The following is a 23,278-nucleotide window of genomic DNA, read 5'->3' as shown; positions in this document are numbered from 1 at the left end:
TCACATAAAATAATAAGGCGAAATCGTGCTCCCCTCATCAAGAAAACACTACCATAAGACGGATGGCTACTAATGTTTATTTACTTTACCCAAACATTTTATCTCCCTCTACATATATTAAATATATCTTTATTTAGAAAATATGTATTCAAATAGCAAATTTAAGGTAGGTGAAAAAAATGGCAAATTGCGAAGGTATAGCTTGTTTTTTATTTAACATTTGGCCACCAGGAACTATTGTTACAATTACAACCAGATCAGGACAAATTATTGGACCCGCTTCTCTTATTTCGTTTTATTCTGATCTTTGCCTAGTTATATTAGAGGAAGAAAGTTCAATAACACCACCATCTACTAATATTATATTCATAAGTTGTGAAGATATAGAAAGTGTTACTGTCTCTGCTTAACTTCATGAACTATACAAATTACTTTGTATTTTAAGTAAAAAGAATTAAAAATGAGATAGTATAACAATACCCCTGATCTAAAAAACATTTTTTCCAACTCTAAAAACACACATGATAAATAAACGCTATCAAGTTTGATTGGTTAAAATTGAACGATTATTGCACCAGACATAGCACACTTTTAGGTAACACCTAATATGTAAAAGTTTTTTCCTCATAAAACTGAGACCTTCTTCCGCCCTTCTAACAAGTGAAATTCACAAAAAAATCTTTGTGTGTTCTTGAATATTTCTTTGTATTATTTATAGTTTTATATTCAATTAGTTCTTTTTATTTTCCCTCAGTACTAGCTCTTCCACCTCAAGCATAATAGAAATTACAATTCGTCTTAAATCAAAATAGGCATAAAAAAACGCTATCCTTTCTGCACATTTTTGCAAAAAGAATAACGTTTTCTCTTTATATTATATAGCTACAAACTTAGTTTGAAAAATATGTTTGGTGTTTTTTTACTCAGAAAATACCAAACATATTTTTAATACCTGTCCTACAGCTTAATAAAACTCTTCATTAACCTAAAATATGATACCCAGAATCCACATGAATGTTCTCACCAGTAACTCCGCTTGCTAAGTCACTGAATAAGAATAGCGCTGTGTTACCAACTTCTTCTTGTGTTACGTTACGACGAAGTGGTGCGCGTTCTTCGATTTGTTTTAGGATGCTGTTGAAGTCGCCAACACCTTTAGCTGATAGTGTACGGATTGGTCCTGCTGATACAGAGTTTACGCGAATGTTATGTTGTCCTAAGTCATTTGCTAAGTATCTTACACTTGCGTCTAGTGATGCTTTTGCAACGCCCATTACGTTGTAGTTTGATACTACGCGCTCGCCGCCAAGGTATGTTAATGTTACGATGCTGCCGCCTTCTGTCATTAATGGCTTCGCAGCTCTTGCTACAGCTGTTAATGAGAATGAGCTAATGTTTTGTGCTAATAAGAATCCATCGCGAGATGTATCAACGAATTCACCTTTTAAGTCATCACGGTTTGCGAATGCGATGCAGTGTGCTAATCCGTGAACAACGCCAACTTCTTCTTTAATCGATTGGAAACAACGCGCGATATCTTCATCGTTTGTTACGTCACATGGTAAAACAAGTGATTGTTGTCCTTCTAATGTTTCCGCTAGATCGCGTACGTTTTTTTCTAAACGCTCACCTGCATATGTGAAAATTAAGTTTGCTCCTGCTTCATGTAATGAACGAGCAATCCCCCAAGCGATGCTTCGTTGGTTCGCAACGCCCATTACGATAATGTTTTTTCCTTTTAAGTTGAGAAGATTCATTTGTTTATCCCCCTAAATTTATTAAATAACATCAGTTATTAGTACCTGGTAATATATTTATATCATATCACAAATTCGAAAGAAGGCAAAATAAAATTATTAGTATGACTGGTTCTTTAATTCTCTTTTGTCCTTTCACTTTCCTGCTACTACGAAAGCTCAATCTTTATTTCCTCTATTTAAACGTACTTGCTGGATAAATCATGGTTATGAAGAATAAAAGGAAGCCACTCTTACTCCCTCCGACTAAAAAAGGCACTGACCGTTTCTACACATGGACGGATCCTCTCACTCATCCCAAAAGAGTAGTTTTTTATTTTGTACTTATGTAAAGTCATACTTCCATCACCAATCATTCTTTTCGGGTTTCACACATCAAAATTACTGCTATGAAAGCGCAAAGTGATCTACTCTCACTTTCTCCCTTTGTTTTCACTCGGCACGGGGTTAATATAGGCCCTGACCGCTTCTACGTACGGCCAGATCCTCTCTCCCACCTAAAAAAGAAAGGTTTTTGGTTTTATTTATATTGATAGAATCTAACATCTCACAACCAAAATCAAAACAACATATTTGCAAACCACTCAAAATCCGCTAATATGGTAATAGCGTCTTTTTTTCATTTCACAAAGAGTAATAGAAAGGACTACGTACGGTGAAAGACAAGAATTCCCAATATCGAATAGATTATATATTGATCCTGATTGTACTCGCAATTGCAATTGTTAGTTGTTTTGCTATTGCAAGTGCTCAACCATCTTTACCACCAGCTCTGCAAAAAGTAAACTTTGTAGCAAAACAAATCCAATGGTATGTCATTGGGTCCATAGCAGTTGTTGCAATTATGGTTATTGATTTTGACCGATATAAGCAAATTGCTTGGTATTTATATGGATTTGCGATGGTTTTACTTCTTGGACTTGAATTTAAAGTTCCTGGAGCTGTAACAATCAAAGGTGCTACTGCTTGGTATAGTGTGCCAGGCCTTGGTAACTTCCAGCCTTCCGAGATTATGAAATTATTTTTAATCATTGTTATTGGCCGCATTATCGTCAATCATAATGAAAAATATCCGTTTCGCTCTCCACGCGAGGATGTAATTTTACTCGGGAAAATATTCGGCGCAAGTTTACCACCGCTACTTTTAATTGCGAAAGAACCTGATTTAGGAAATACAATGGTTATTTCAGCAATGATTGCAGCAATGATTTTAGTTTCAGGTGTACGCTGGCGCTTTATTTTCGGTTTAGCTGGTATGGTTATAACCGCTGCTTCTACGCTAACGTATATTTATTTTGAGCATACAGCATTCTTTAAAGAGCATATTCTAAAAGAATATCAATTAGATCGTTTCTACGGCTGGTTAGCACCTTATGAATACGAAACGCAAGGATATCAGTTGAGGCAATCTGTATTAGCAACTGGATCAGGCGAATTGCGTGGTAAGGGGTGGGAAAATGGTCAAGTATACTTCCCAGAACCGCATACCGATTTCATTTTCACAAACATTGCCGAGCAATTCGGATTTTTAGGAGCAAGTGTTGTTATTTCCCTGTTCTTCCTTCTTATTTACCGAATGATTCATATCGCTTTGGAAAGTAATGATCCATTCGGTAGCTATTTATGTGCAGGAACGATCGGAATGTTTACGTTCCAAGTATTCCAAAATATCGGGATGACAATTGGATTACTTCCGATTACAGGGATTACACTTCCTCTTATGAGTTATGGAGGTAGTTCCTTACTAACCTATATGATTGCGATTGGCTTCATACTGAACGTACGATCACGAACAAAAACATTTATGTTTGATTAAACCATATCTAGTAGATATGGTTTTTTCTATATCCACTTTAGACATACTAAGAAAAAACTCGAGATGGAGGTTACAAAATGAAATACGACATTATCGGGGACATACACGGCTGTTTAGAAGAGTTTCAAGCGTTAACAACGCAGCTCGGTTATAACTGGGAAAGTGGACTTCCAGTTCATCCTGGGGGACGACAGCTTGCTTTCGTCGGCGACATTACAGATCGTGGCCCGGCATCCCTTCGAATGATTGAAATTGTGTGGGATCTTGTTATAGATAAAAAGGTCGCTTATTACGCTCCGGGAAATCATTGTAATAAGTTGTATCGTTTTTTCATCGGACGTAATGTAACAATTGCACATGGATTAGAAACGACTGTCGCTGAGTACGAAGCTCTAAAAACTCGTGAACAAAAAATCGTGCAGAAAAAATTTATTGATCTTTACGAACAATCGCCTCTCTATCACGTTCTTGATAACAAAAAATTGATCGTTTGTCACGCTGGTATTCGCCAAGATTATATCGGAAGAACAGATAAGAAGGTCCAAACTTTCGTATTATATGGTGACATTACTGGCGAAAAGCATCCTGATGGTTCTCCTGTTCGCCGTGACTGGGCAAAGCATTATGAAGGAGAAGCGTGGATTGTATACGGGCACACGCCTGTGGCAGAACCTCGTTTTGTCAATCATACGGTGAATATCGATACAGGGGCTGTATTTGGCGGAAAACTAACAGGACTGCGCTATCCAGAGATGGAGACCGTTTCTGTTCCTTCTTCGATGCCGTTTGTTCCTGAGAAATTTCGCGAAATTACATAATTAAGAACTGCTGATTCTTTCTCTTTCTTCATCCCGGGGTACTAACAGCAAATTCCGGAATATTAGCGGAACTCCAGATAAAGTGAAACTTCAATCAGTGGGGGTTTTCTCCATCCCCCACTGATTGTTAGTTGAACCAATCGGGCTTTTATGGGCTGTTTATCTCCCACCTAAACTTCTTCGCATTTTCTTAAGTTTTGAGGTGGGAGTATTACAGCCCGTTAATGCGAGATAAAATCCACGTATATTCGATTTATATAAAAACGCCCTGTCAAGACCACTTTCTTTTAACAGTACTCCAACATTCATCCCCTTCCTCAAGCACGTTCGGGACATAGTCCAGTGGTAGGATGTTGGTCGTGCACAGCACGAAGTTTTTGTTTCCTTTTTCTGTAACTTCATGTATACTAATAGCAATAAGGGAACGCGCGTTCGTTTTTAAAGGAATCTGAAACACTACAAGGAAAAAAAGAGGAAGGTGATGACAATGTTGCTGAGCCAAAAGTATGAAATGTTTCCAACGAAAGAACAAAAAGAAACATTAGAGCGTTGGCTACAATATTGTCGTCAAACCTATAACGCTGCTCTTTTAGATAAGCAGAGAAAATATAAAGAAAATAAACAATCTTATACACGTTCTGACATGCAAAAGCAACAAGTCATCGATAAGAAGAGATATCCTTTTCTCAAAAAAATGCCATCACAACCCTTACAAGAAGTATTTTTACGACTCAAAAAGGCCTATGATGGCTTTTTTCGTGGGGATGCAAACTATCCAAAATTGAAAAAGTATAAAGACTATAATAGTCTCACTTTCCCTCAATTTGGATTCAAACCAAATGGAAAACACCGCTTGGCGATGTCATTTGCAGATAACGGAAGTTTATATAATAAACAATTAGGAGAAATAGAGATTCATCTGCATCGGCCGATAGAAGGAACAATTAAACAGTTGATTTTGAAACGCCAATCGAAGAGATGGTACGCTATTTTTAGTGTCGAAAGACAGGATGTACCTCCTTCTATTGATATGGAAAATGCAATTGGTATAGATGTAGGACTGAATCAATACGCTGTTCTTTCAAATGGTACGGTATTTGAAAATCCAAGATTTCTTTTGCAAAAAGAAAAACAACTGCAGAAAGCACAACATAACCTTTCGAAGAAAAAGAAAGACTCTGCGAACTATAAGAAGCAAGTGGAATGGATCCAGATTCTTCATGAAAAGGTGGCGAATCAAAGAAAAGATTTCTTACACAAATTAAGTTATCATCTCACGCAAATGTATGCGGTCATTTGTATAGAAGATCTTGATATTCGAAAGATGGTTCGGAATCGAAAAGTTTCGAAGTCGATTTCTGATGCAGGCTGGGGAGCTTTTCGTAAGATGCTTTTGTATAAGTGTGAGAAATTCGGAGGCCTACTTGTGAAAATAGATCCGGCGTACACATCACAAGATTGTTCTAGCTGTGGGAATCGTGTGAAAAAATCACTTTCGATTCGGACACATATTTGTACAAAGTGTGGAACGGTGTTAGACAGAGATTATAATGCAAGTCTCAACATTTTGCGGAAAGGATTAGAGCAATTACTTGTGAGAACAATCGAAGAATGAAACTGTAGGGCAAGGTTGTGTCCGAACAGTATAAACAAAGCCTGCGGAGAGCATGTAAGACTGCTTGGATTCCCAAGTAGCAACGCTCTATGAAACAGGAAGCCCCTTCTTCAAACGACTCGTAAGAGTGTTAAGGAGGGGTCATTCACATAGACTGTAATATTAGAGGTAAAAAAAAGGGGGAGAATGAAGAGTGATAAGTTTACGTGATATACAATTTATTAATATATGGCTATCACAAATGAAGCATTATCGGGGTAGAGATAAAAAACAGAAGGCTGAAAAAGCTCAAAACATCTTAAAATTAAAATACAAAATGATTGGATATGGGGAAAATAGGATTGTCTATGATCTTAACAATAAATATGTATTAAAGATAGCCATCACTAGATGGGGACTTAGAAGCAATAAAACCGAATTTGAAATATATAAAAACTGTCCTCCTGAGTTACGAGAACACCTTTGTCCTGTAAAAAAGTTTGGATTCGGTTGGATTATTATGAAAAAATTCTCACTTGAAGTTCCTGAAAATGAAATATATACCGAAAAGTTATCCCAATTAAAAAACAAATTTCTAAAGACCGGAATCCTACCTGAAGATATATATTGGTATAACGAGCCAAATATGGATAATATGATGCTATCCGAAAAAGATAAAATCATTATCATTGATTATGGAGATTTTAAACGGACCTCATCTATATAAGTTGAACTAAATATTTTCCCATAACCCCATCGCAGCACAAAGTCATACAGAATACATTGCCCTACAAAGGCAATTTGAATGATGATTTAGCAACTGAATAAGAAGGTGTAGAATTAATTTAGACTTATATAAGTCTAAATTAAAAAATCGATATAAAACCTTTCTTTTTAGGTGGGAGAGAGCATCTAGCCATGGATAGATGCGGTCAGTGCCTTTTTTAGCCCCATGCCGTGTGAAAACAAAAAGAGGAAATGAATGAAGACCTATTTTTGTTTTCATAGCCACAGCTTATATGTCGAAAAATCAAAGTGGATATATATAGATGCAGAGTGCCGAAAAAAAGTGAAGCAAACAAAAAATAACTCCAAAATCAACTTTTATTGTAGATTTTGGAGTTACTTTACGTTTACCCCGCATTAACGGGCAGTAAGAACCCCACCTCAAGATTCAGAGAAAAACGAGGAAGATAGGTGGGGATCAACTGCCTGTAAAAGCCCGATTGGTGAGGGCTAATAATCAGTGGGGGATGAAGAAAACCCCCACTGATTAAAGTTTCACTTTACTCTATGTTTGTTTCTAAAGTTACACCTGTATAGGAATTATCCTCACCTATATTTAGGATTACTTCACATTGACGTAATCTCAATTCAAAGAGCGTTATAGAATCATGATAAACTTCAGGATTTGATTTCATTTTATGCAGTGTATCTTGTTTTTCTTTTATTTCTAAATGAGTGTTTTCTACAGCTTGTTTCAACGCGCCAAACGGATTTCTAAAGAATATACTAATATCCCGCTCTAGTGCTTTTTCAAACAGCTCAAATTGCAAGAAAAATTTGTTCACAATAGAAGCCGTTACATCGGTATAATCTTCATTTTCTAAATACTGTTTGTATTTGTTATATAGCATAGCTTTATTTTTAGGAAGAACTCCAAATAATTTACCGGCGCTTTTCAGTAAAAATTGTGCTGGTGTAAATCGGCGTAAGATATTTACTTCTTCCATATGTATTCTAGTTGTCATTCTATCTGTATCTCTGCGCCAATCATCAAGCACTTTAAAGTCACATTCTAACTGTATTCGATTTTCTCCATATAAAGAATTAAGTCCTTCACTGGTTTCTTCTAAGTACGATTGACTTTGAAGGAACTCGTTATTAGAAGTTGTAATCCAATTTTGCATAGAGCGAGCAAGATTAGGTAACACAGTTTGTTCTAGATATTTTTGAACTCTTTCGTTCATCGCTGTATTTAGTTCAATATCAATGTTCCCAAAATCGCTTTCTTCACTAATTAAATCCGAACAACTCCGCAATAGTTTCGGAATATGTTCTGTAAGATCATTCGTAATTTCATTTTTCATTGTACGATATGATTCTGTAATGAAATGCATTTTTTCCTTTTCAAAAGCAGTAAGGTTATTCATACAACCATTTAATTTAACTAACATATCTTCATTCCAACTAATAGAATCCACTATGCTGTTTTCCATCTCAACGCGTTTATCCAACAGATATGTAATTGTTTTTCGAATGAAAAACAATAGCTTTTCAGTACGTTCTGCATCGATATTTTTATGGTTAAAGTTAAAATGAATAAACTCAGTTAAATCGTTTAGCTGTTGGCTATTTGTATATAACGAAGAGTAAGGGAAAATTCTCGCATGCGGGAAATATGCGTTTATTCTCTCTTGCGTATCATGTATAACTCTTTTTGCTTCTGCTTCACTGTAAATGTTATCAATTTTATTTAATAAGAAATGAATTTGTAGATTTGGTGTATGTTCTTGAATACTTAATAGAATGTCACGTTCTTTGTCAGTAAAAGGTGAATCCGCATTCAATACGAATAATAATTCGTCTACAGAATTTAAATATTCGAATATCTCACCTCTAGTGTCGTTATTTCTATTAAAGCTAGGTGTAACAACGAATGTAAGTTTATTTTTACTTAAAAATCTGCATGGTAATTTAAATTCAACACATGCTCTATCTCTATATGTTTGGCGGTGCAAGGACAGCATGTTATGAAAATCAGAGAAATCCTCAGTTGTTGTAATTGCTGAATCTGTTATGGCGTTAATTTCTGTATGAGCGTCATTTTTAAAGACAACTACATTTGAGGTTGAATTTTCTAATATATTTTCTCCTAGTATAGAGTTAATAAATGAGACTTTTCCATTTCCTGAAGTTCCAGTTACTAAAAGGCGATTTGTTTCTAAATCTGCAAGCTCGCCAACTAACCATCTAAATCGATGACCAATTTCTAAATCATGTTTTTGTGCCCACTGTGTAATAGATTCAAAAAGATGTAAGCTATACTCTAGGCCATCCACATGATTAACAGAATATGAAAGTAGGCTTTCCGCATGTTCTATATTTGCTGAATCTATTTGGGAAGGGAAAATCTCATCCCATGCCAATACTGCTGCAGATGGAAATACAGAATGAGACGGATTAGCTACCTTTAACCAATTTGTTAAAAAGCTTGGAATGATATCGTGTAATTGTCTTAGCATATATTGACCTTGAATTAATTCAAAGTACGTTTCTTCATATAGAGAAGAAATTTTGTCCCATATATCGGACGAATGTATTTCGATATGTAAGAAAAATTCATTTATTGTTTTAAGCCATAATAAGTAGTTTTGTTCATTTTTATAACTGTTCCAAAGTGATGAAACAATTTGCGTAAACTGTACTTGATCTACATTATTTAATGTAACTAATACTTGATAAAAATAGTCTGGTGAAATATTTTTAGTAAATCCTTTATCGATATATTCTTTTAGAACCTCAAACCATAGGAAAGATTCTGTTCGAATTAATTCATTCACAGCAAGCTCTACTGCACTGTCAAAATCTTGCTGTTCTTCATAAAAGGAACGTGCAATTGTTGTGACGTTTGGATAATCGGGATTTAAAGAAACCGCTTCTTTAATAACAGCGAAAGCTGAATCAAGTTTGTTTTGCTCGATGTAAAGAGACAGCAATTGCAGTACAATTTCGGTCATAAGTATTTTGTTATCAGTAGTAATCGAGGTATAAACATTTTCAGCAACTGATAATTGGTTAAGTTCGAAGTAAGCATCCGCAATATTTTTTTGTGCCCATGGTGCTAATTCATTACTGACTTTCTCCCATTTAAAAATAGCTGTTTCAAAATCTTGATGATGATAATAAAATTCACCTTGTGCAAAACGAATATAAGACCCATCGGAAATCTCATTTTTTTGTTCGTTTACATATGCTGCTCCAAGTACTTGAAGAGGTGGATGTGTTTCATTCTCCATTAAGAATGTTTCATAATACATCTTCTTTATTAATTGTTTTTCTAATCTCATTTTTTTCCCTCACTATATCTTGAAAAAAAGTACATTTTTCTCCATGTGTCAACACTTTTTTGTATTTATGCTTTTATTTTAGCAAAGAATTCCTTCTGGAAAATTTCACTTTCCTTTCATTTTTTAAGTAAGATTGAATTTTAATGAGAAAGGTATCAGTTTTTTTTCAATTTCCTTTCAGTTGTGAAACAACATTATATGCTCCTAATAATCTGATGCAAATATAATATTCCATATTAAGTTGTAACATTCCATGTAGAGTTCGTTATAAAAACAATGTATTGAATATGTATGCCTTGTTTGCTTCATTGATAGAGAGGATACAATGTGGAATAACGATAACTTTTATTTTTACTAGGATACTATAATCATAAAAGAATGAAGACAAAATTAAAGGGCATGGGCCCGGTGCAATACCGGGCCTATGCCCTAGAAGCTGTCTAACTTTTTTTGGTTTACTTCAATACTGATGAAAGCAGCTTATTTCAATACTTCTTTCATATCTTCCGGCACATCCACATGAAAAGTCATCTCTTTTTCTAAAATAGGATGATAAAACGTTAAACTTGTACTATGAAGCGCTTGTCGTTTCATCTCGGACTTACTACCTCCATACAAGTCATCTCCTAACAGTGGATGCCCCAAATATGCCATATGTACACGAATTTGATGTGTTCTTCCTGTGTCTAACTGCAGTGAAACTCGCGTTTTATCAGAGAATCTCTCCAGTACCTGAAAATGCGTAACTGCTTTTTGGCCGTCTTCACATACAGTTCGCTCAATAATGCTGTCGCTTTTTCTTCCAATTGGTGCGTCAATCATTCCTGAATTTTCTACCAACTGTCCATGAACAATTGCTTCATATGTTCGTTTCACTTGTTTTTGCTGATGCTGTTTTGATAAAAGATGGTGAATGAAACGATTTTTCGCAATCAGCATCAGTCCTGACGTATCACGGTCGAGCCGCGTTACAATATGTACTGTACTTGCAAGGTTTTGCTTATCATAATGATATAAAAGCGCATTCGCAACACTTCCGGCTGGATGTTCTCTAGACGGAATCGTTGACATGTATGGGGCTTTATTCATTACGAGTACAGAGTCATCTTCATATACAACTTTCAAAGGAATATCTTCAGCAAGCATTCCTTCACTTCTTTCCTCAAGTGGAAAGAAAATTTGTAATTCTTCTCCAGCTTGTAATACGTGCCGCACTGTCGCATGCTTACCGTCAACTTCAATTGCTCCGCCTTGAAATTTTATATCTGTCAAAGCAGCTTTAGAAATTCCTTTCGTTTTTAAAAACTCCCGAATGAGCATTCCCTTCTCTGCTTCTGTCATACACCATTTTAATGTAAATCTTCTCACATGCATAAACCCTCTCTATTCATCCGCAACAAACGAATCACGAACGCGTTTCCAAAATGGGAACGGACGAAAACGAACGAATCTCACCTTCTCGTTTGCGACGCGGTATTGAATTGATTTTACGTCTTGATGAACCATCGTTAAATGATCGACCGTAATTTGTAAGTTCATTCTTTTCGTCGGCTTTATAACGCATGTATGATGCTTTGGTAAAACGAGCGGTGAACCGACTGTACGGAACACGCGGTTATTGATTGAAGCCATTTCCGCAATTTGAATCGCTTCAATCGAAGGATGAATAATTGCTCCGCCTAGCGCTTTATTGTAAGCCGTACTTCCAGAAGGAGTAGAAATACAAAGACCGTCCCCGCGGAATGTTTCAAAATATTCTCCGCGAATTTCTACCTCTGTTACTAATGTTCCTTCTAAGCTTTTTACGGTCGCTTCATTCATTGCTAAATACTGTGATTCTTTACTACCATTCACATAGCGAATAATAACTTCTAAAAGTGGGTATTCCACCACTTGAAACGGCGTTTTCGCAATTGCAATCACCAGTTTTTCTACTTCTGTTGGCAACCAATCTGCATAGAAACCTAAATGTCCTGTATGCACACCAACAAACGCTGTCTCATCTAAGCGATGATAATAGCGATGAAACGCGTATAAGAGCGTCCCGTCTCCCCCAACAGAAATTACAATATCTGGTTTTGCTTCATCCATTGTAAACCCGAAATCCTGCAAGTAGTCTGTCATTGTACTTGCAAGTGCGTCTGATGATTGATCTCCCTTTGACATAATTGCAAATTTCATCGCCCAACACCCTTTAGTTTATGATTCGGATTCTTTCGCTTCTTGTTTGCGCGAAAAAATCTTTTGTGCTTCTTGAATTTCAAGACGAATCGAAGACATTTCTTCATCTAATAAAAATGCCGCTTCTGCTGCACGTTGAAGACGCACTTTAATATCTTCTGGAAAACGTCCACTATATTTGTAATTTAAAGAATGCTCAATTGTTGCCCAAAAATTCATTGCTAACGTTCGAATTTGAATTTCAACTAATACTTTCTTCTCCCCGCGGATTGTTTGAACGGGATAACTAACGACAACGTGATACGAACGATACCCACTTTCTTTCTTTTGCGTCACATAATCTCGTTCTTCCACAATTTCAAAGTCATTTCGTTTTCGAAGGTATTCAACAACAGGCTTAATCTCATCCACAAATTGACACATCATCCGAAGGCCAGCGATATCCTGCATATCTTCTTCTAGCCTGTCAAGCGGTACATTTCGTTTTTCCGCCTTATCAATAATACTTGCAACTGACTTTACCCTGCCGGTTACAAACTCGATCGGAGAGTGTTCTGTTAACATTGTAAACTGAGAACGCATTCCTTTTAACTTCACTTTTAGCTCTGCCACCGCTTGGTGGTACGGCGCTAAAAATTCTTCCCAATTCCGATTCATTTCAACCACCACCAAAGTCAATCCATTTGCTTATAGAAATACCTTTTCCACAGCAGTTACAAGTTCTTCTCCGTAATTTGCATTCCCTTCAATATTTTCAATTAAATATTCCACTTCTTCTTTCAATTGCTCTAACTCAATTTCAGTATTATTTACGCGAACGAACATTGCTTTATCACTCTTCATTGCACCATTCATTGCTTCCCAGCATGTATGCGGAATGCTTACATAAATAAAAGCTGATTCGTTTTCTAAAATATATAAAAATGATAAATGATCTGAGTCTACAAGTACGTGATTACGCGCCTTTAACTCCTCCACTTGTATTTCAGTATTTTCTGCACAAAAAATAAGAGCATTTTCTCTTTCTTCTACGCTCTTAACTTGGATTTTATTTTGCATGCTCTAACTCCTCCATATCAACTTCCTGTCTTACTTCACCCTATTATTGTATCATAACATAGACGCAAACAAATAAAACATTGAACCAAATTTGTGAAAAAGCGATAATGTCTAAAGAATTACTTTAAGAAGGAGCCTATACAATGACACAAGAAATTGAAATTGAATTTAAAAATATGGTAACGCAAGAAGAATTTCAAACATTATGTGATGCGTTTTCTATCCATTCATTTGCAAAACAAGTAAATCATTATTTTGAAACACCTCATTTTTCTTTAAAAGAAGCAGGGTCTGCTCTTCGTATTCGTCATAAAGGCGGAGCTTATACTTTAACTTTAAAACAACCAGCTGAAGTTGGATTACTGGAGACTCATCAATCTGTAACAGAAGAAGAAGCACGGCAAATGATGAAAACAAATGAGCTTATTGCAGGCCCTGTGCTAGATCAATTACATAAGCTCCAAATTCCTGTTTCTACTTTAGTTTATATGGGAAGCTTAACAACAGAGCGAGCAGAAACTACATTTGAAGGCGGCACGCTTGTATTTGATCATAGTTTCTATTACAATCACGATGATTATGAACTCGAATATGAAGTACAAGATGAGGAAGCTGGTAAAGCCCATTTCCTCAATTTATTAAACAAATACCATATACCTGTTCGCCATACAAAAAATAAAGTACAGCGCTTTTTCCTTGCAAAACAAAACGAAGCAAGCTAAAGTGAAACTTCCATCAGTAGGTGCTTTTCCTACTGATGGTTAGCCTTCACCAATCGGGCTCTTACAATCAGTCCTTCCTTGCTTCTCTGTTTTTCTTCATTGACAGGAAGGTTACTGATTGTTAGAGCGGGGTAAAGTGAAACTTCCGCTTTATTTTAACAAGCAAAAGGTTGTCCAAGAGCTGTTTAGTTGCTCTTCGTGACAATCCATTGCTACAATAGATATACATTTGATGGAAAAAGGGGTTTATAAAGGATGAACAAGCAACCGATGACACCATTCGAAGCAATTGGCGGTGAACAAGTCATTGCAACATTAGTCGATACGTTTTATTCCTATGTCAGTGAACACCCTGACTTATCTCCCATCTTCCCAGACGATTTGACCGAAACAGCCAGGAAACAGAAGCAATTTCTAACGCAATATTTAGGTGGACCAAGTTTGTACACAGAAGAACACGGTCATCCGATGCTAAGAGCACGCCATCTCCCTTTTGAGATTACACCAAAGCGAGCTAAAGCCTGGTTAGCATGTATGGAGCAAGCGATGGAAGATACAGGGGTACACGGGCAAATTCGAGAATTTGTTTTTGAACGTTTAAGATTAACTGCGCAGCATATGGTCAACACTCCAAACGAAACAGGTGAAGCGTAATGGATAAACAAGAAGCAAAGCATATGCGCATTCCTTCTCTTTCTAAGTGCGAGCCTAAGTCTGTAGAAGCCTATTTGTTTATTGATCCACTTTGCATGGATTGCTGGGGAATCGAACCAGTCGTAATGAAGTTATGGCTCGAATATGGAAAATATTTTTCAATTCGGCACATATTAACCGGCAAAGTGGAAGGGGCTATCGCCTCCCCACACAAATGGAATAAACCTGCTAATATTCGATTTGTGTGGGAAAAAACAACAAGTTTGCAAGGTTTTTCATGCGATGGCAAAGTGCATATGCAAGATGCCTCATCTTCACCCTATTTAGTTTCTATTGCAATTAAAGCAGCTGAGTTACAAGGCCGAAAAGCAGGTTCAAAATTTTTGCGGAAACTCCAAGAATACATTTTTCTTGAAAATGTATCAAAACCAGATTTGGAATTACTACTTGCGTGCGCAGAGCAAAGCGGTATTGATGTAGAAGAATTTAAAAAAGATTTGCATTCGACCAGTGCAAAAAAAGCATTCCAATGTGATCTAAAATTCACAAATGAAATGCACATTACCGAAATTCCTTCTCTTGTATTCTTTCATGCCAATTCTGATGAGGAAGGTATTAAGATTGCGGGCATTTATTCGTATGATGTATACGTGCAACTCTTAAAAGAAATTGTAAAATGTGATATTGAGCCAGCACCATTACCACCGCTAGAAGTATTACTAGAAACGATGCAATTTATGTCTTCTAAAGAAATTGCATTTATCTATGACTGCCCGCAGCAAGAAATCGAACGAGAGCTCAAAAAATTATCATTAAAAAGAAAAGTACGAATGATTGAAGTAAAATGTGAGCGTTTTTGGAAATGGATTGCAAAGGAAAAAGACCTGGTATAAATACCAGGTCTTTTTCTTTACGGCTTATAAAAATATTAAAGGGGATGGGAGAAATTTTCACGTTCAAACAAAGGGGTATATGTTTGTATGTGAATTCGTTCACGCCTATTATATTACATGGTCCGACATCAGATGACAACCCTTTTTGTCGAATTTCACATTTTTGTCACATTCTAAACGTTTTCATTCATGAATAAGCTTTAAAAAGAAGCTTTTTAGGAGGGATTTTATGAAAAAAACGCATATCTTCTTTCTACTTTTTTGTATTTGTATTTCTTTTTTCCTGTACATTCTTTCCCTATTACAAGCATTTCCAAAGATTATTGCGTTTCCGCTTTTATTCGCAATCATTGTTATTAGCCTCTCTTATTTTAATCATAGAAAGCGATTCAAAGGTTTTTAGGGAACATTATAAAACAGGCTAGTAAGAGAAGAAAAAACAGATGTTTTCGTAATAGAGGTTGTTTCTATAAAGTGGTAAATGAAATTTTATCGGCGCAAATTCAAATATAGCGACCGTTTCTCAATATATATCGGCGATTCGACAAGAGATATCGATTTCACGACAAATAACAACAAAAAACAGGAGCTTGCTGGCTCCTGTTTCACTATTACTTACCCTCAAATAATAGCGCCTCTAATTCATTTAACTTCTCTTCAAATACTTGTAATGCCTCTTTAACAGGCTCCGGCGATGCCATATCTACTCCTGCCTTTTTCAGCACTTCAATTGGATAATCAGAACTTCCAGCTTTTAAGAATTCGTTAATGTAACGCTCTACTGCTGGTTGTCCTTCTTCTAAGATCTGTTTTGATAACGCTGTTGCCGCACTAAATCCTGTTGCGTATTGATATACATAATAGTTGTAATAGAAGTGCGGGATACGAGACCATTCTAAACCAATCTCTTTATCGATGACTAAAGCATCACCAAAGTATTTTTTATTTAAATCATAGTAGAGTTCAGTTAACATATCTGGCGTAACTGCATGGCCTTCTTGTACTTTTTTATGAATAATATGTTCAAATTCAGCGAACATCGTTTGACGGAATACAGTCCCGCGGAATCCTTCTAAATAATGATTTAATAAGTATAAACGTTCTTTCTTATCTTCTGTCGTTTTTAATAAATAATCATTTAAAATTGCTTCATTACAAGTTGATGCAACTTCAGCAACAAAGATCGAATAGTCACCATACACATGTGGTTGTGTTTTTCTTGTATAGTAGCTATGCACAGAATGCCCAAACTCATGTGCAAGGGTAAATAAATTATTTACATTATCATGCCAGTTCATTAAAATATACGGATTTGTTCCATATGCACCAGATGAATATGCTCCACTTCGTTTCCCTTTGTTTTCATACACGTCTACCCAGCGATTTTCATATGCTTCTTTCAAAATTTCAACATATTGATCACCAAGAACGTTTAATGATTTTAATAAAATTTCTTGAGCTTCTTCATATTTCACATTCATTTTCACTTCTGGTACAAGCGGTGTGTATAAGTCATACATATGCAGTTCATCAAGACCTAATGCACGCTTACGAATATCAATGTAACGATGCAATAAATGTAAATTATCATTTACTGTCTCAACAAGTTGATCATATACTGTTTCAGGAATGTTATTATTGCTTAACGCAGCTTGACGTGCAGAATCATATTTACGAACACGAGCGTTGAAATTATTACGTTTCACCGCACCACTAAGTGTGCTTGCAAATGTATTTTTATATTTCCCATACGTTTCATAAACCGCACGGAATGCATCCTCGCGCACACGACGATCATCACTTTCCAAAAATTGGATATAACGACCATGTGTGACTTCTACTTCTTCCCCATTCTCATCTTTAATAGATGGGAATTTTAAGTCCGCATTATTCAGCATACCAAATGTATTACTTGATGCACTCAAGACCTCAGACGCTTCAGCTAACAATGCTTCTTCAGCTTCTGATAGTACGTGTGGACGCTGACGTGTAATTTCTTCTAATGCATGTTCATATACGCTTAATTCTTTATTTTCTTGTAAGAATGATTGTAATGTTTCTTCTGAAATTGTTAAAATTTCAGGAACGATATACGCCATGCCGCTAGTGGCTTGCGAATATAAGTTTGTTGCTCGATCATTTAGCGCTTGATAAACAGAATTTGTTGTATCCTGATCGTAACGCATATGAGCATATGTATATAATTTTCCCAGTCTCATTGAGACTTCATCTTCATATTGTAAAGCTTCTAATAATGAATCAGCAGAATCACCAAGTTTTCCTTTAAATTCAGCTAACTTCGGTAGTAACTCTTTCACTGCTTGAAATTCTTTTTCCCATTCTTCATCTGTTTGGAAAATGTCTTCTAATCTCCATGTGTTCATTTCTTCAATCTCACTGCGGTCTGGCAATGTTTTTGCTGTTGTTTGTTCAGACATAAAATATACCTCCTTTTAATTCTCTACCTAATAGTACAATTCGATTCTTTTTATGTAAATCCTTCCATGTACTCTTTTATGATTTAACCGAGAAGACTCCCTCCTCTAAACGAAGTGAAGGTGGGAGATGAATCGGTTTTTTCTTTTTTAAGTAAAACCAACCTTTTAGGTGGAACGTATGTTTCGATTTGTTATATAATCACCTTATCAAACAAATCGAGGTGAGAACAGATGAAGAAGGCGTATTTTTCAAAACGAATCTATAAAACGGATTTATCGCATGAAACGGTGGATACGTTAACTCGAACATTGGAAACATTTAATACCGCGAAACGATTTGCGTTTCAAACAATCGTAAGAGAAAAACGTTGGAACCGTAAGATGCATACAGATAGTCTTCATCTTGTTCTCAAGCGGAAATTTCAATTAAACGATTACTATGCAAATAGCGCGGCACAAGAGGCAAAAGCTTTGTTTTCAGGTTTAACAGAGTTACAAACGATGTATAAGAAACAAACACAAGAGAAGTTGAATAAGCTCAAAAAGAAGCTGAAAACAGAACGCACAAAACTGACACAACTCCGCAAAATCAAACAAAGTTGTGTCAAAGGTAAAATCATTTTTCCGAAAAACTCTCACTTTTCGAAGAAAAACAAGGTTATTGCGGTATCTCGTAAAAAAGATACGTTGATTTGGTTTAGCCAATACCTATTTGAGCAGCAGTATCTCGATGTGCAAATCAAATGGACGAAGGCGAAAATCGGTCGTTTGACTCATCGACAATATCGCTTAGAACAAAAGCTTGCATCGTATGAAGTGCATATTCCAAGCGCAGTGTTTGGGAGCAAAAAGCTATTCCGTTCTCAATTCACAAAAGATGAGATGATTCAAAACCATGATAAATGGAAAATGTTGTTTTCCCGTGCGCGAAACAAACAATTGATTGTATCTGGTCGTAAGGATGCGAAGCATGGAAACTTTGTATTTCAATATGTTTTGGAGAATCATGAGTTATGGATGACAACAAGTGAAGGAAAGGTCGTAAAATTTTCTGGTGTTACATTCCCATACGGGCAAGAAACGGTTGAAACGGTCATTACGAATCAATTGGAGTGTAAGGATAAGAAAGCGCATGGGAAACCAATCGCTTGGTCTGTGGAAGACCATGGGGATTATTATATTATGAAGTGTTTAGTGAATGTACCAGGCAACCCTCACATGAATTATAGTAAGTCTGACGGTGTCATTGGTGTGGATTGTAACCTAGACCATTTTGCATGGGCGAATGTTACAAAAGACGGGAACTACAAAGGAAGTGGGTCTCTCAAATTTTCGGTTATGGGAAAATCAACAGGGCAAGTGACGAAAATCATCGAAGCGGAAGTTATTCGCTTAGTAGACTTAGCGAAGCAATATAACAAACCAATTGTGATGGAAAAACTCGATACAACCCAGTCGAAGACGGGTGATCGTTACGGAAGTAAGAAAGCGAACCGTATGAAGAGTATGTTTGTGTATCAAAAAATGACAAGTGCCATTGTTAACCGTGCGGATAAAATGGGCGTAGCTGTCTTTCAAGTAAATCCAGCTTATACGTCTATCTCTGGAAAGATGAAATATATGAGGAAATTAGGCATATCCATTCACCAGTCCGCTGCATATACCATTGGCCGTCGCGGTTTAGGATATAAAGAAAAATTGCCGACCGCACTTCAAACCTATATAAAAAATCAAAACGCACACCATTGGAGTCAATGGAGTGCGTTAAACAAGATATTGAAAGTTCGTACGCATCTGTTTTACAAGTTATTTACAGGAAAACAGATCCATAGTCACGAAATGGCAGATTTTGAAGCAAAAATCATCATGAAACTATCATAATACGATCGCAGACACTTGTACTATCTCCTTATTCACGTCACCAGAGCAGATGCCGGGCTATCGAGCAACAGCCTTCATGTCTAAGGAATAGATGCATTACAACGTGTCTGTCAGGCTCTATTCTATACGAAAGAAAGAGGTTTTTCTCTCAGTAGGTGTGTAGTTTACGCCTATTTAGAGAAGTTCAGTAAGAACGCTTCCCTATTCTTGTATAGCTAACTCATATCGTTGAACGTATGGGGTTCTTAGGTTTCTGAAATTGGTCGAAGACGATAAGAATCCCCCACTTCAAACGTCGTTAGACGGTAAGTGGGGGTAGTTCAATATATCCGCTTTTCCTTTTCCCATGTTGTACTTTGTTTCAAACAAAGATAGTGCATGCGACAAACAAATCGCATCATACTCTTTTATTTCTCCTTCTGTTTTCGGCATCGTAAATTGCCTCGTTTTTCGGTACTTATACATGTCTAATTTCTCAACCATCCCTACTTTACATAAAAATGTTACATATTCTACGATTGCAAATTGCCATACATATTGCGGAAAATACGGTAACGTACGCCGCTGAATACTCCGCCTGTTATTTACATATGAAAAAACAGCATGTAATGAAAAGTATTCTCCAGTTTTAAATTTCCCAATGAAATCTATACAAAGAAGAGCTTGCCATATAAAAGGATGTGTTTGAAATGCAAATGCAGACGGGAGAGGGACACCAATTTCAGATGGAAAACAAGAAGGTGAAAGATGATATCGGTATAAGAGGTGTAAAAGTGATTTATGACTATAATTCCAGATTGGAAGGACATTCGTTCGAAAGTAGGTCTTTTTATTTTGCCATTCCCGCTCTAATCGTTCTTTCGTAATTGGTGTTTGGCAAAAGAGTTCCTCAAAAGTAACAGTACGCAGCGGAAGATACATGCTATGAGAAAAATAAACATTTGTAGAGAACGGAGTAAGAAGTTCGCATTTTATAAATGACTTTTCATTTGGACAGAAAAAGAGAAGCGAAGGCTGAGGATAAGATTGTATGCAGAGAAAATGAAACGAGGATAATGAAATCCAATGAGCAGAGTGCCTTTTCAGTTGATTTCCACCTAATATCCAGATGACTTGTATCCCTTTCTTCCAATATGAAGAAGTTCGTTTTAATAATTGCTGGGTAGATAAAGAAGCACATTGATATTCAATTGCCATCTGTCTCCCATTCCTTTCAATAAAGAGATCAGGTCTTTGCCGAATCACCGGAAGATAATGTTCAATTTCTACATGGAACCCCTGTGATCTAAGCCATCTATATAATTGTTCCTTCCCGCGCATATGGTAAGCAGATTCTGGCTCAGATGAAATGAAGCACTGATTTACTTGTTTATGAGCAAAATGCCATTTCTTTTGCTTTCCTAACTTGAGTTGTACCTCTCGCTTGCAAACTGGACAAAAAAAGCGTTCCCTCTTTCGCATAGTTTGCAGATTCTTTTCATCTTGGTTATGAAGAAGATGAACCTTTTCACCGTTCTCTCTCCTTGCGACAAACATCATACCACATCCTTTCTATACAGCTTTTTATTCTACAATTTGTTACAAATTCCTTTCTAAGCAAAAAGAAGATGCCCTCGTAAGAACATCTTCTTTATAGTAATGGTGATAATAAACGATATGCCGATTCCACAATTCGCTTATGAAGACGGCGCTTATGAAAGCGATCCACATGGATTTCACTTGATACTTGTAAATCCTCTTCAAAATCCTTAACAAGCTTTCGAATACTATTTGTATCATATAAAAAGGCGTTCACTTCAAAATTCAAATGAAAACTTCTCATATCCATATTAGCTGTCCCAATTGAAGCTAAATCAGAATCAACAATGACAATCTTACTGTGCAAAAAACCTTTTTCATATTCGTATATCTTTGCCCCTGCATCTAATAACTCCGGAAAATAAGACCTTGATGCATAAAACACAGTTCGTTTATCCGGTTTACTCGGCATTAATAAACGGACATCAATACCAGCAAGAGCTGCCACTTTTAATGCAGATAAAATATCATCGTCTGGAATAAAATAAGGTGTAGCAATCCAAATGGACTTCCTTGCCGAAGCAATCATCGCAAAATAAAGATGCTTAATCGTCTCCCATTTATTATCTGGCCCACCTGCGATAAGTTGTACACCGCCCCAATGATCCCCATCTACTGCTTCTGCTTGTAAATACTCAGGTGCTAATACCGCTTCCCCTGTCATATAAAACCAATCTTGCAGGAATATGAGCTGCAGGCTTTGAACCGCCTCACCTCGTAAATATAAATGCGTATCTCTCCAAAATCCAAAATATTTATTTTTTCCTAAATACTCATCACCAATATTAAGTCCGCCTACAAATCCTTCATTCCCATCAATGACAACAATTTTTCGGTGATTTCGATAATTAATTTTATCGTTTAAAATTGGAAACCTTACCGGAAAGAACGGAATCATCTCGACGCCTGCATCGTTTAATTCATCAATATAAGCATTTGATAGCTTAAAGCTTCCAACCGCATCATATAAAAAACGGACAGTAACCCCTTCCCTAGCCTTCTCAATTAAAATCTCTTTAATTTGTATACCAAGCTTATCGTCACGTACGATGTAATATTCCATATGAATATGATGCTTCGCTTTTTGCAATCCTGCTAAAATGGCTTGAAACGTTTCATCACCATTCGTTAACACTTTCGTTTCTGTCTGAAATGAAATGTTTAAGGCGCCCAACCTATCTGCGAGACGAAATAGTAGTTCTTGATGTTTATGATTCTGTAAAATGCGTTCTTGGTAATCTTCATGCCCTTTGTACTGTAAGAAAGCTTGTTCATCCAAAAGAGCCTTCTTTTGAAACATTCGTTTTCTGCGGAAATTTTGTCCAAACAATAAGTACGCAAAGAAGCCAAATACAGGAAAGATACCGAGTACGATTAACCATGTCAACGTTTTAGATGGATGCCTGTTTTCCAAGAAAATAACACAACCAATTAAAAAAGCAGAAACAGTAAATACAATACTTATAATTCCTAAAAATGAAATATCTTTTATGCCTATAACATCCGAATAAAATGCTACATCAATAAACATTCGTAACGAAACAAACACTGCGAATAGACCTAGAAAAAAGAAAAGTAACTTTAGCGTGTTTTTCATTCCTACCCCCCTCACTTATAAAGCTTTTCTACTATTAGAGGATGCTCAAAAAGTCCGGTACTCATGTAGTTTCATCTACATCCCATACTTTCTCTTCTCCCTTTATTCCGCACTAACGGGCAGTAATACTCCCACCTCAAAATTCGGTGAAAGCAAAGAAGTTAGGTGGGAGTATTACTGCCCGTAAAGGCCCGATTGGTTCAACTAATAATCAGTGGGG

The 23,278-nt window shown here is 36.4% G+C and carries 18 protein-coding genes and 1 pseudogene; 10 read left to right on the top strand and 9 right to left on the bottom strand.

The genetic code is table 11. The features are described from left to right. The first annotated feature begins 179 nt into the window (after nucleotides 1-179). Nucleotides 180-410 carry a CGEA protein gene (locus HRG09_RS03350; RefSeq protein WP_174099349.1) on the top strand — a complete coding sequence of 77 codons (231 nt, stop codon included), beginning with the start codon at nucleotides 180-182 and terminating at the stop codon, nucleotides 408-410. Nucleotides 411-980: 570 nt separating this feature from the next. Here the strand turns inward: HRG09_RS03350 and fabI are convergent. Continuing rightward, the gene (fabI, locus tag HRG09_RS03345; RefSeq protein ID WP_174099348.1) at nucleotides 981-1,757 is read right to left on the bottom strand and encodes an enoyl-ACP reductase FabI; all 777 of its coding nucleotides are present in this window, start codon (nucleotides 1,755-1,757) and stop codon (nucleotides 981-983) included. A 655-nt stretch (nucleotides 1,758-2,412) separates the two neighbouring features. Here fabI and HRG09_RS03340 point away from each other — a divergent pair. The 4 genes from HRG09_RS03340 (at nucleotide 2,413) to HRG09_RS03325 (ending at nucleotide 6,712) form a co-directional block, all read left to right on the top strand. Further along, a complete protein-coding gene (locus tag HRG09_RS03340; RefSeq protein WP_174099347.1) occupies nucleotides 2,413-3,573 on the top strand; it encodes an FtsW/RodA/SpoVE family cell cycle protein in 1,161 nt (386 codons plus the stop codon). 77 nt (nucleotides 3,574-3,650) lie between these two features. Next, complete coding sequence (gene prpE / locus HRG09_RS03335; RefSeq protein WP_174099346.1) at nucleotides 3,651-4,391, top strand: bis(5'-nucleosyl)-tetraphosphatase PrpE; 741 nt, start codon at nucleotides 3,651-3,653, stop codon at nucleotides 4,389-4,391. Nucleotides 4,392-4,872: 481 nt separating this feature from the next. Further along, on the top strand, nucleotides 4,873-6,006 hold the full coding sequence (locus tag HRG09_RS03330) for an RNA-guided endonuclease InsQ/TnpB family protein (protein WP_174099345.1): 1,134 nt from the start codon (nucleotides 4,873-4,875) through the stop codon (nucleotides 6,004-6,006). 193 nt (nucleotides 6,007-6,199) lie between these two features. Next, complete coding sequence (locus tag HRG09_RS03325) at nucleotides 6,200-6,712, top strand: hypothetical protein (RefSeq protein WP_309231952.1); 513 nt, start codon at nucleotides 6,200-6,202, stop codon at nucleotides 6,710-6,712. 559 nt (nucleotides 6,713-7,271) lie between these two features. Here the strand turns inward: HRG09_RS03325 and HRG09_RS03320 are convergent. Continuing rightward, nucleotides 7,272-10,055 (bottom strand): dynamin family protein, encoded by a 2,784-nt coding sequence (locus HRG09_RS03320; RefSeq protein WP_174099344.1) that lies wholly within the window; start codon nucleotides 10,053-10,055, stop codon nucleotides 7,272-7,274. A 360-nt stretch (nucleotides 10,056-10,415) separates the two neighbouring features. On the opposite strand from HRG09_RS03320, the pseudogene HRG09_RS03315 reads away from it, so the two are divergent. Then, nucleotides 10,416-10,499 (top strand): annotated as a pseudogene (locus tag HRG09_RS03315) (IS3 family transposase); the annotation flags it as partial. 36 nt (nucleotides 10,500-10,535) lie between these two features. Here the strand turns inward: HRG09_RS03315 and HRG09_RS03310 are convergent. The 4 genes from HRG09_RS03310 to HRG09_RS03295 are packed head-to-tail and all read right to left on the bottom strand — an operon-like array spanning nucleotide 10,536 to nucleotide 13,295. Next, nucleotides 10,536-11,423: an RluA family pseudouridine synthase gene (locus HRG09_RS03310; protein WP_174099343.1), complete on the bottom strand. Its 888-nt coding sequence runs from the start codon at nucleotides 11,421-11,423 to the stop codon at nucleotides 10,536-10,538. Nucleotides 11,424-11,438: 15 nt separating this feature from the next. Beyond that, complete coding sequence (locus HRG09_RS03305) at nucleotides 11,439-12,236, bottom strand: NAD kinase (protein WP_174099342.1); 798 nt, start codon at nucleotides 12,234-12,236, stop codon at nucleotides 11,439-11,441. A gap of 18 nt (nucleotides 12,237-12,254) precedes the next feature. Then, nucleotides 12,255-12,893, bottom strand: a complete 639-nt coding sequence (gene yjbM / locus HRG09_RS03300) for a GTP diphosphokinase (protein WP_174099341.1) — start codon at nucleotides 12,891-12,893, stop codon at nucleotides 12,255-12,257. Nucleotides 12,894-12,923: 30 nt separating this feature from the next. Further along, complete coding sequence (locus HRG09_RS03295; RefSeq protein ID WP_174099340.1) at nucleotides 12,924-13,295, bottom strand: UPF0738 family protein; 372 nt, start codon at nucleotides 13,293-13,295, stop codon at nucleotides 12,924-12,926. 143 nt (nucleotides 13,296-13,438) lie between these two features. Between HRG09_RS03295 and HRG09_RS03290 the strand changes: the two genes are divergently transcribed. The 3 genes from HRG09_RS03290 to HRG09_RS03280 all read left to right on the top strand — a co-directional run bounded on the left by HRG09_RS03290 (nucleotide 13,439) and on the right by HRG09_RS03280 (nucleotide 15,564). Next, entirely contained in the window at nucleotides 13,439-14,017 is a 579-nt protein-coding gene (locus tag HRG09_RS03290; protein WP_174099339.1) for a CYTH domain-containing protein, read from the top strand. A 255-nt stretch (nucleotides 14,018-14,272) separates the two neighbouring features. Next, on the top strand, nucleotides 14,273-14,671 hold the full coding sequence (locus HRG09_RS03285) for a globin domain-containing protein (RefSeq protein ID WP_174099338.1): 399 nt from the start codon (nucleotides 14,273-14,275) through the stop codon (nucleotides 14,669-14,671). Continuing rightward, entirely contained in the window at nucleotides 14,671-15,564 is an 894-nt protein-coding gene (locus HRG09_RS03280; protein ID WP_174099337.1) for a ClpXP adapter SpxH family protein, read from the top strand. The genes HRG09_RS03285 and HRG09_RS03280 overlap by 1 nt, the downstream gene beginning before the upstream one ends. Nucleotides 15,565-16,175: 611 nt before the next feature. Here HRG09_RS03280 and pepF read toward each other — a convergent pair. Then, a complete protein-coding gene (pepF, locus tag HRG09_RS03275; protein WP_174099336.1) occupies nucleotides 16,176-18,002 on the bottom strand; it encodes an oligoendopeptidase F in 1,827 nt (608 codons plus the stop codon). Between the two features lie 231 nt (nucleotides 18,003-18,233). Here pepF and HRG09_RS03270 point away from each other — a divergent pair, with 231 nt between their 5' ends. After that, nucleotides 18,234-19,883: an IS200/IS605 family accessory protein TnpB-related protein gene (locus HRG09_RS03270; protein ID WP_174099335.1), complete on the top strand. Its 1,650-nt coding sequence runs from the start codon at nucleotides 18,234-18,236 to the stop codon at nucleotides 19,881-19,883. A 288-nt stretch (nucleotides 19,884-20,171) separates the two neighbouring features. Here the strand turns inward: HRG09_RS03270 and HRG09_RS03265 are convergent, their stop codons facing one another. Beyond that, nucleotides 20,172-21,419, bottom strand: coding sequence for a competence protein CoiA (locus HRG09_RS03265; protein WP_174099334.1), 1,248 nt, complete (start codon nucleotides 21,417-21,419; stop codon nucleotides 20,172-20,174). 94 nt (nucleotides 21,420-21,513) lie between these two features. Then, nucleotides 21,514-23,058: a cardiolipin synthase gene (gene cls / locus HRG09_RS03260; protein ID WP_174099333.1), complete on the bottom strand. Its 1,545-nt coding sequence runs from the start codon at nucleotides 23,056-23,058 to the stop codon at nucleotides 21,514-21,516. Nucleotides 23,059-23,278 lie beyond the last annotated feature (220 nt).

The sequence above is a fragment of the Bacillus sp. Xin1 genome, assembly GCF_013314535.1.
Classification (GTDB): domain Bacteria; phylum Bacillota; class Bacilli; order Bacillales; family Bacillaceae_G; genus Bacillus_A.
The sequence above is the reverse complement of the archived record's forward strand: the minus strand, read 5'-3'. Positions and strand labels throughout refer to the sequence as shown.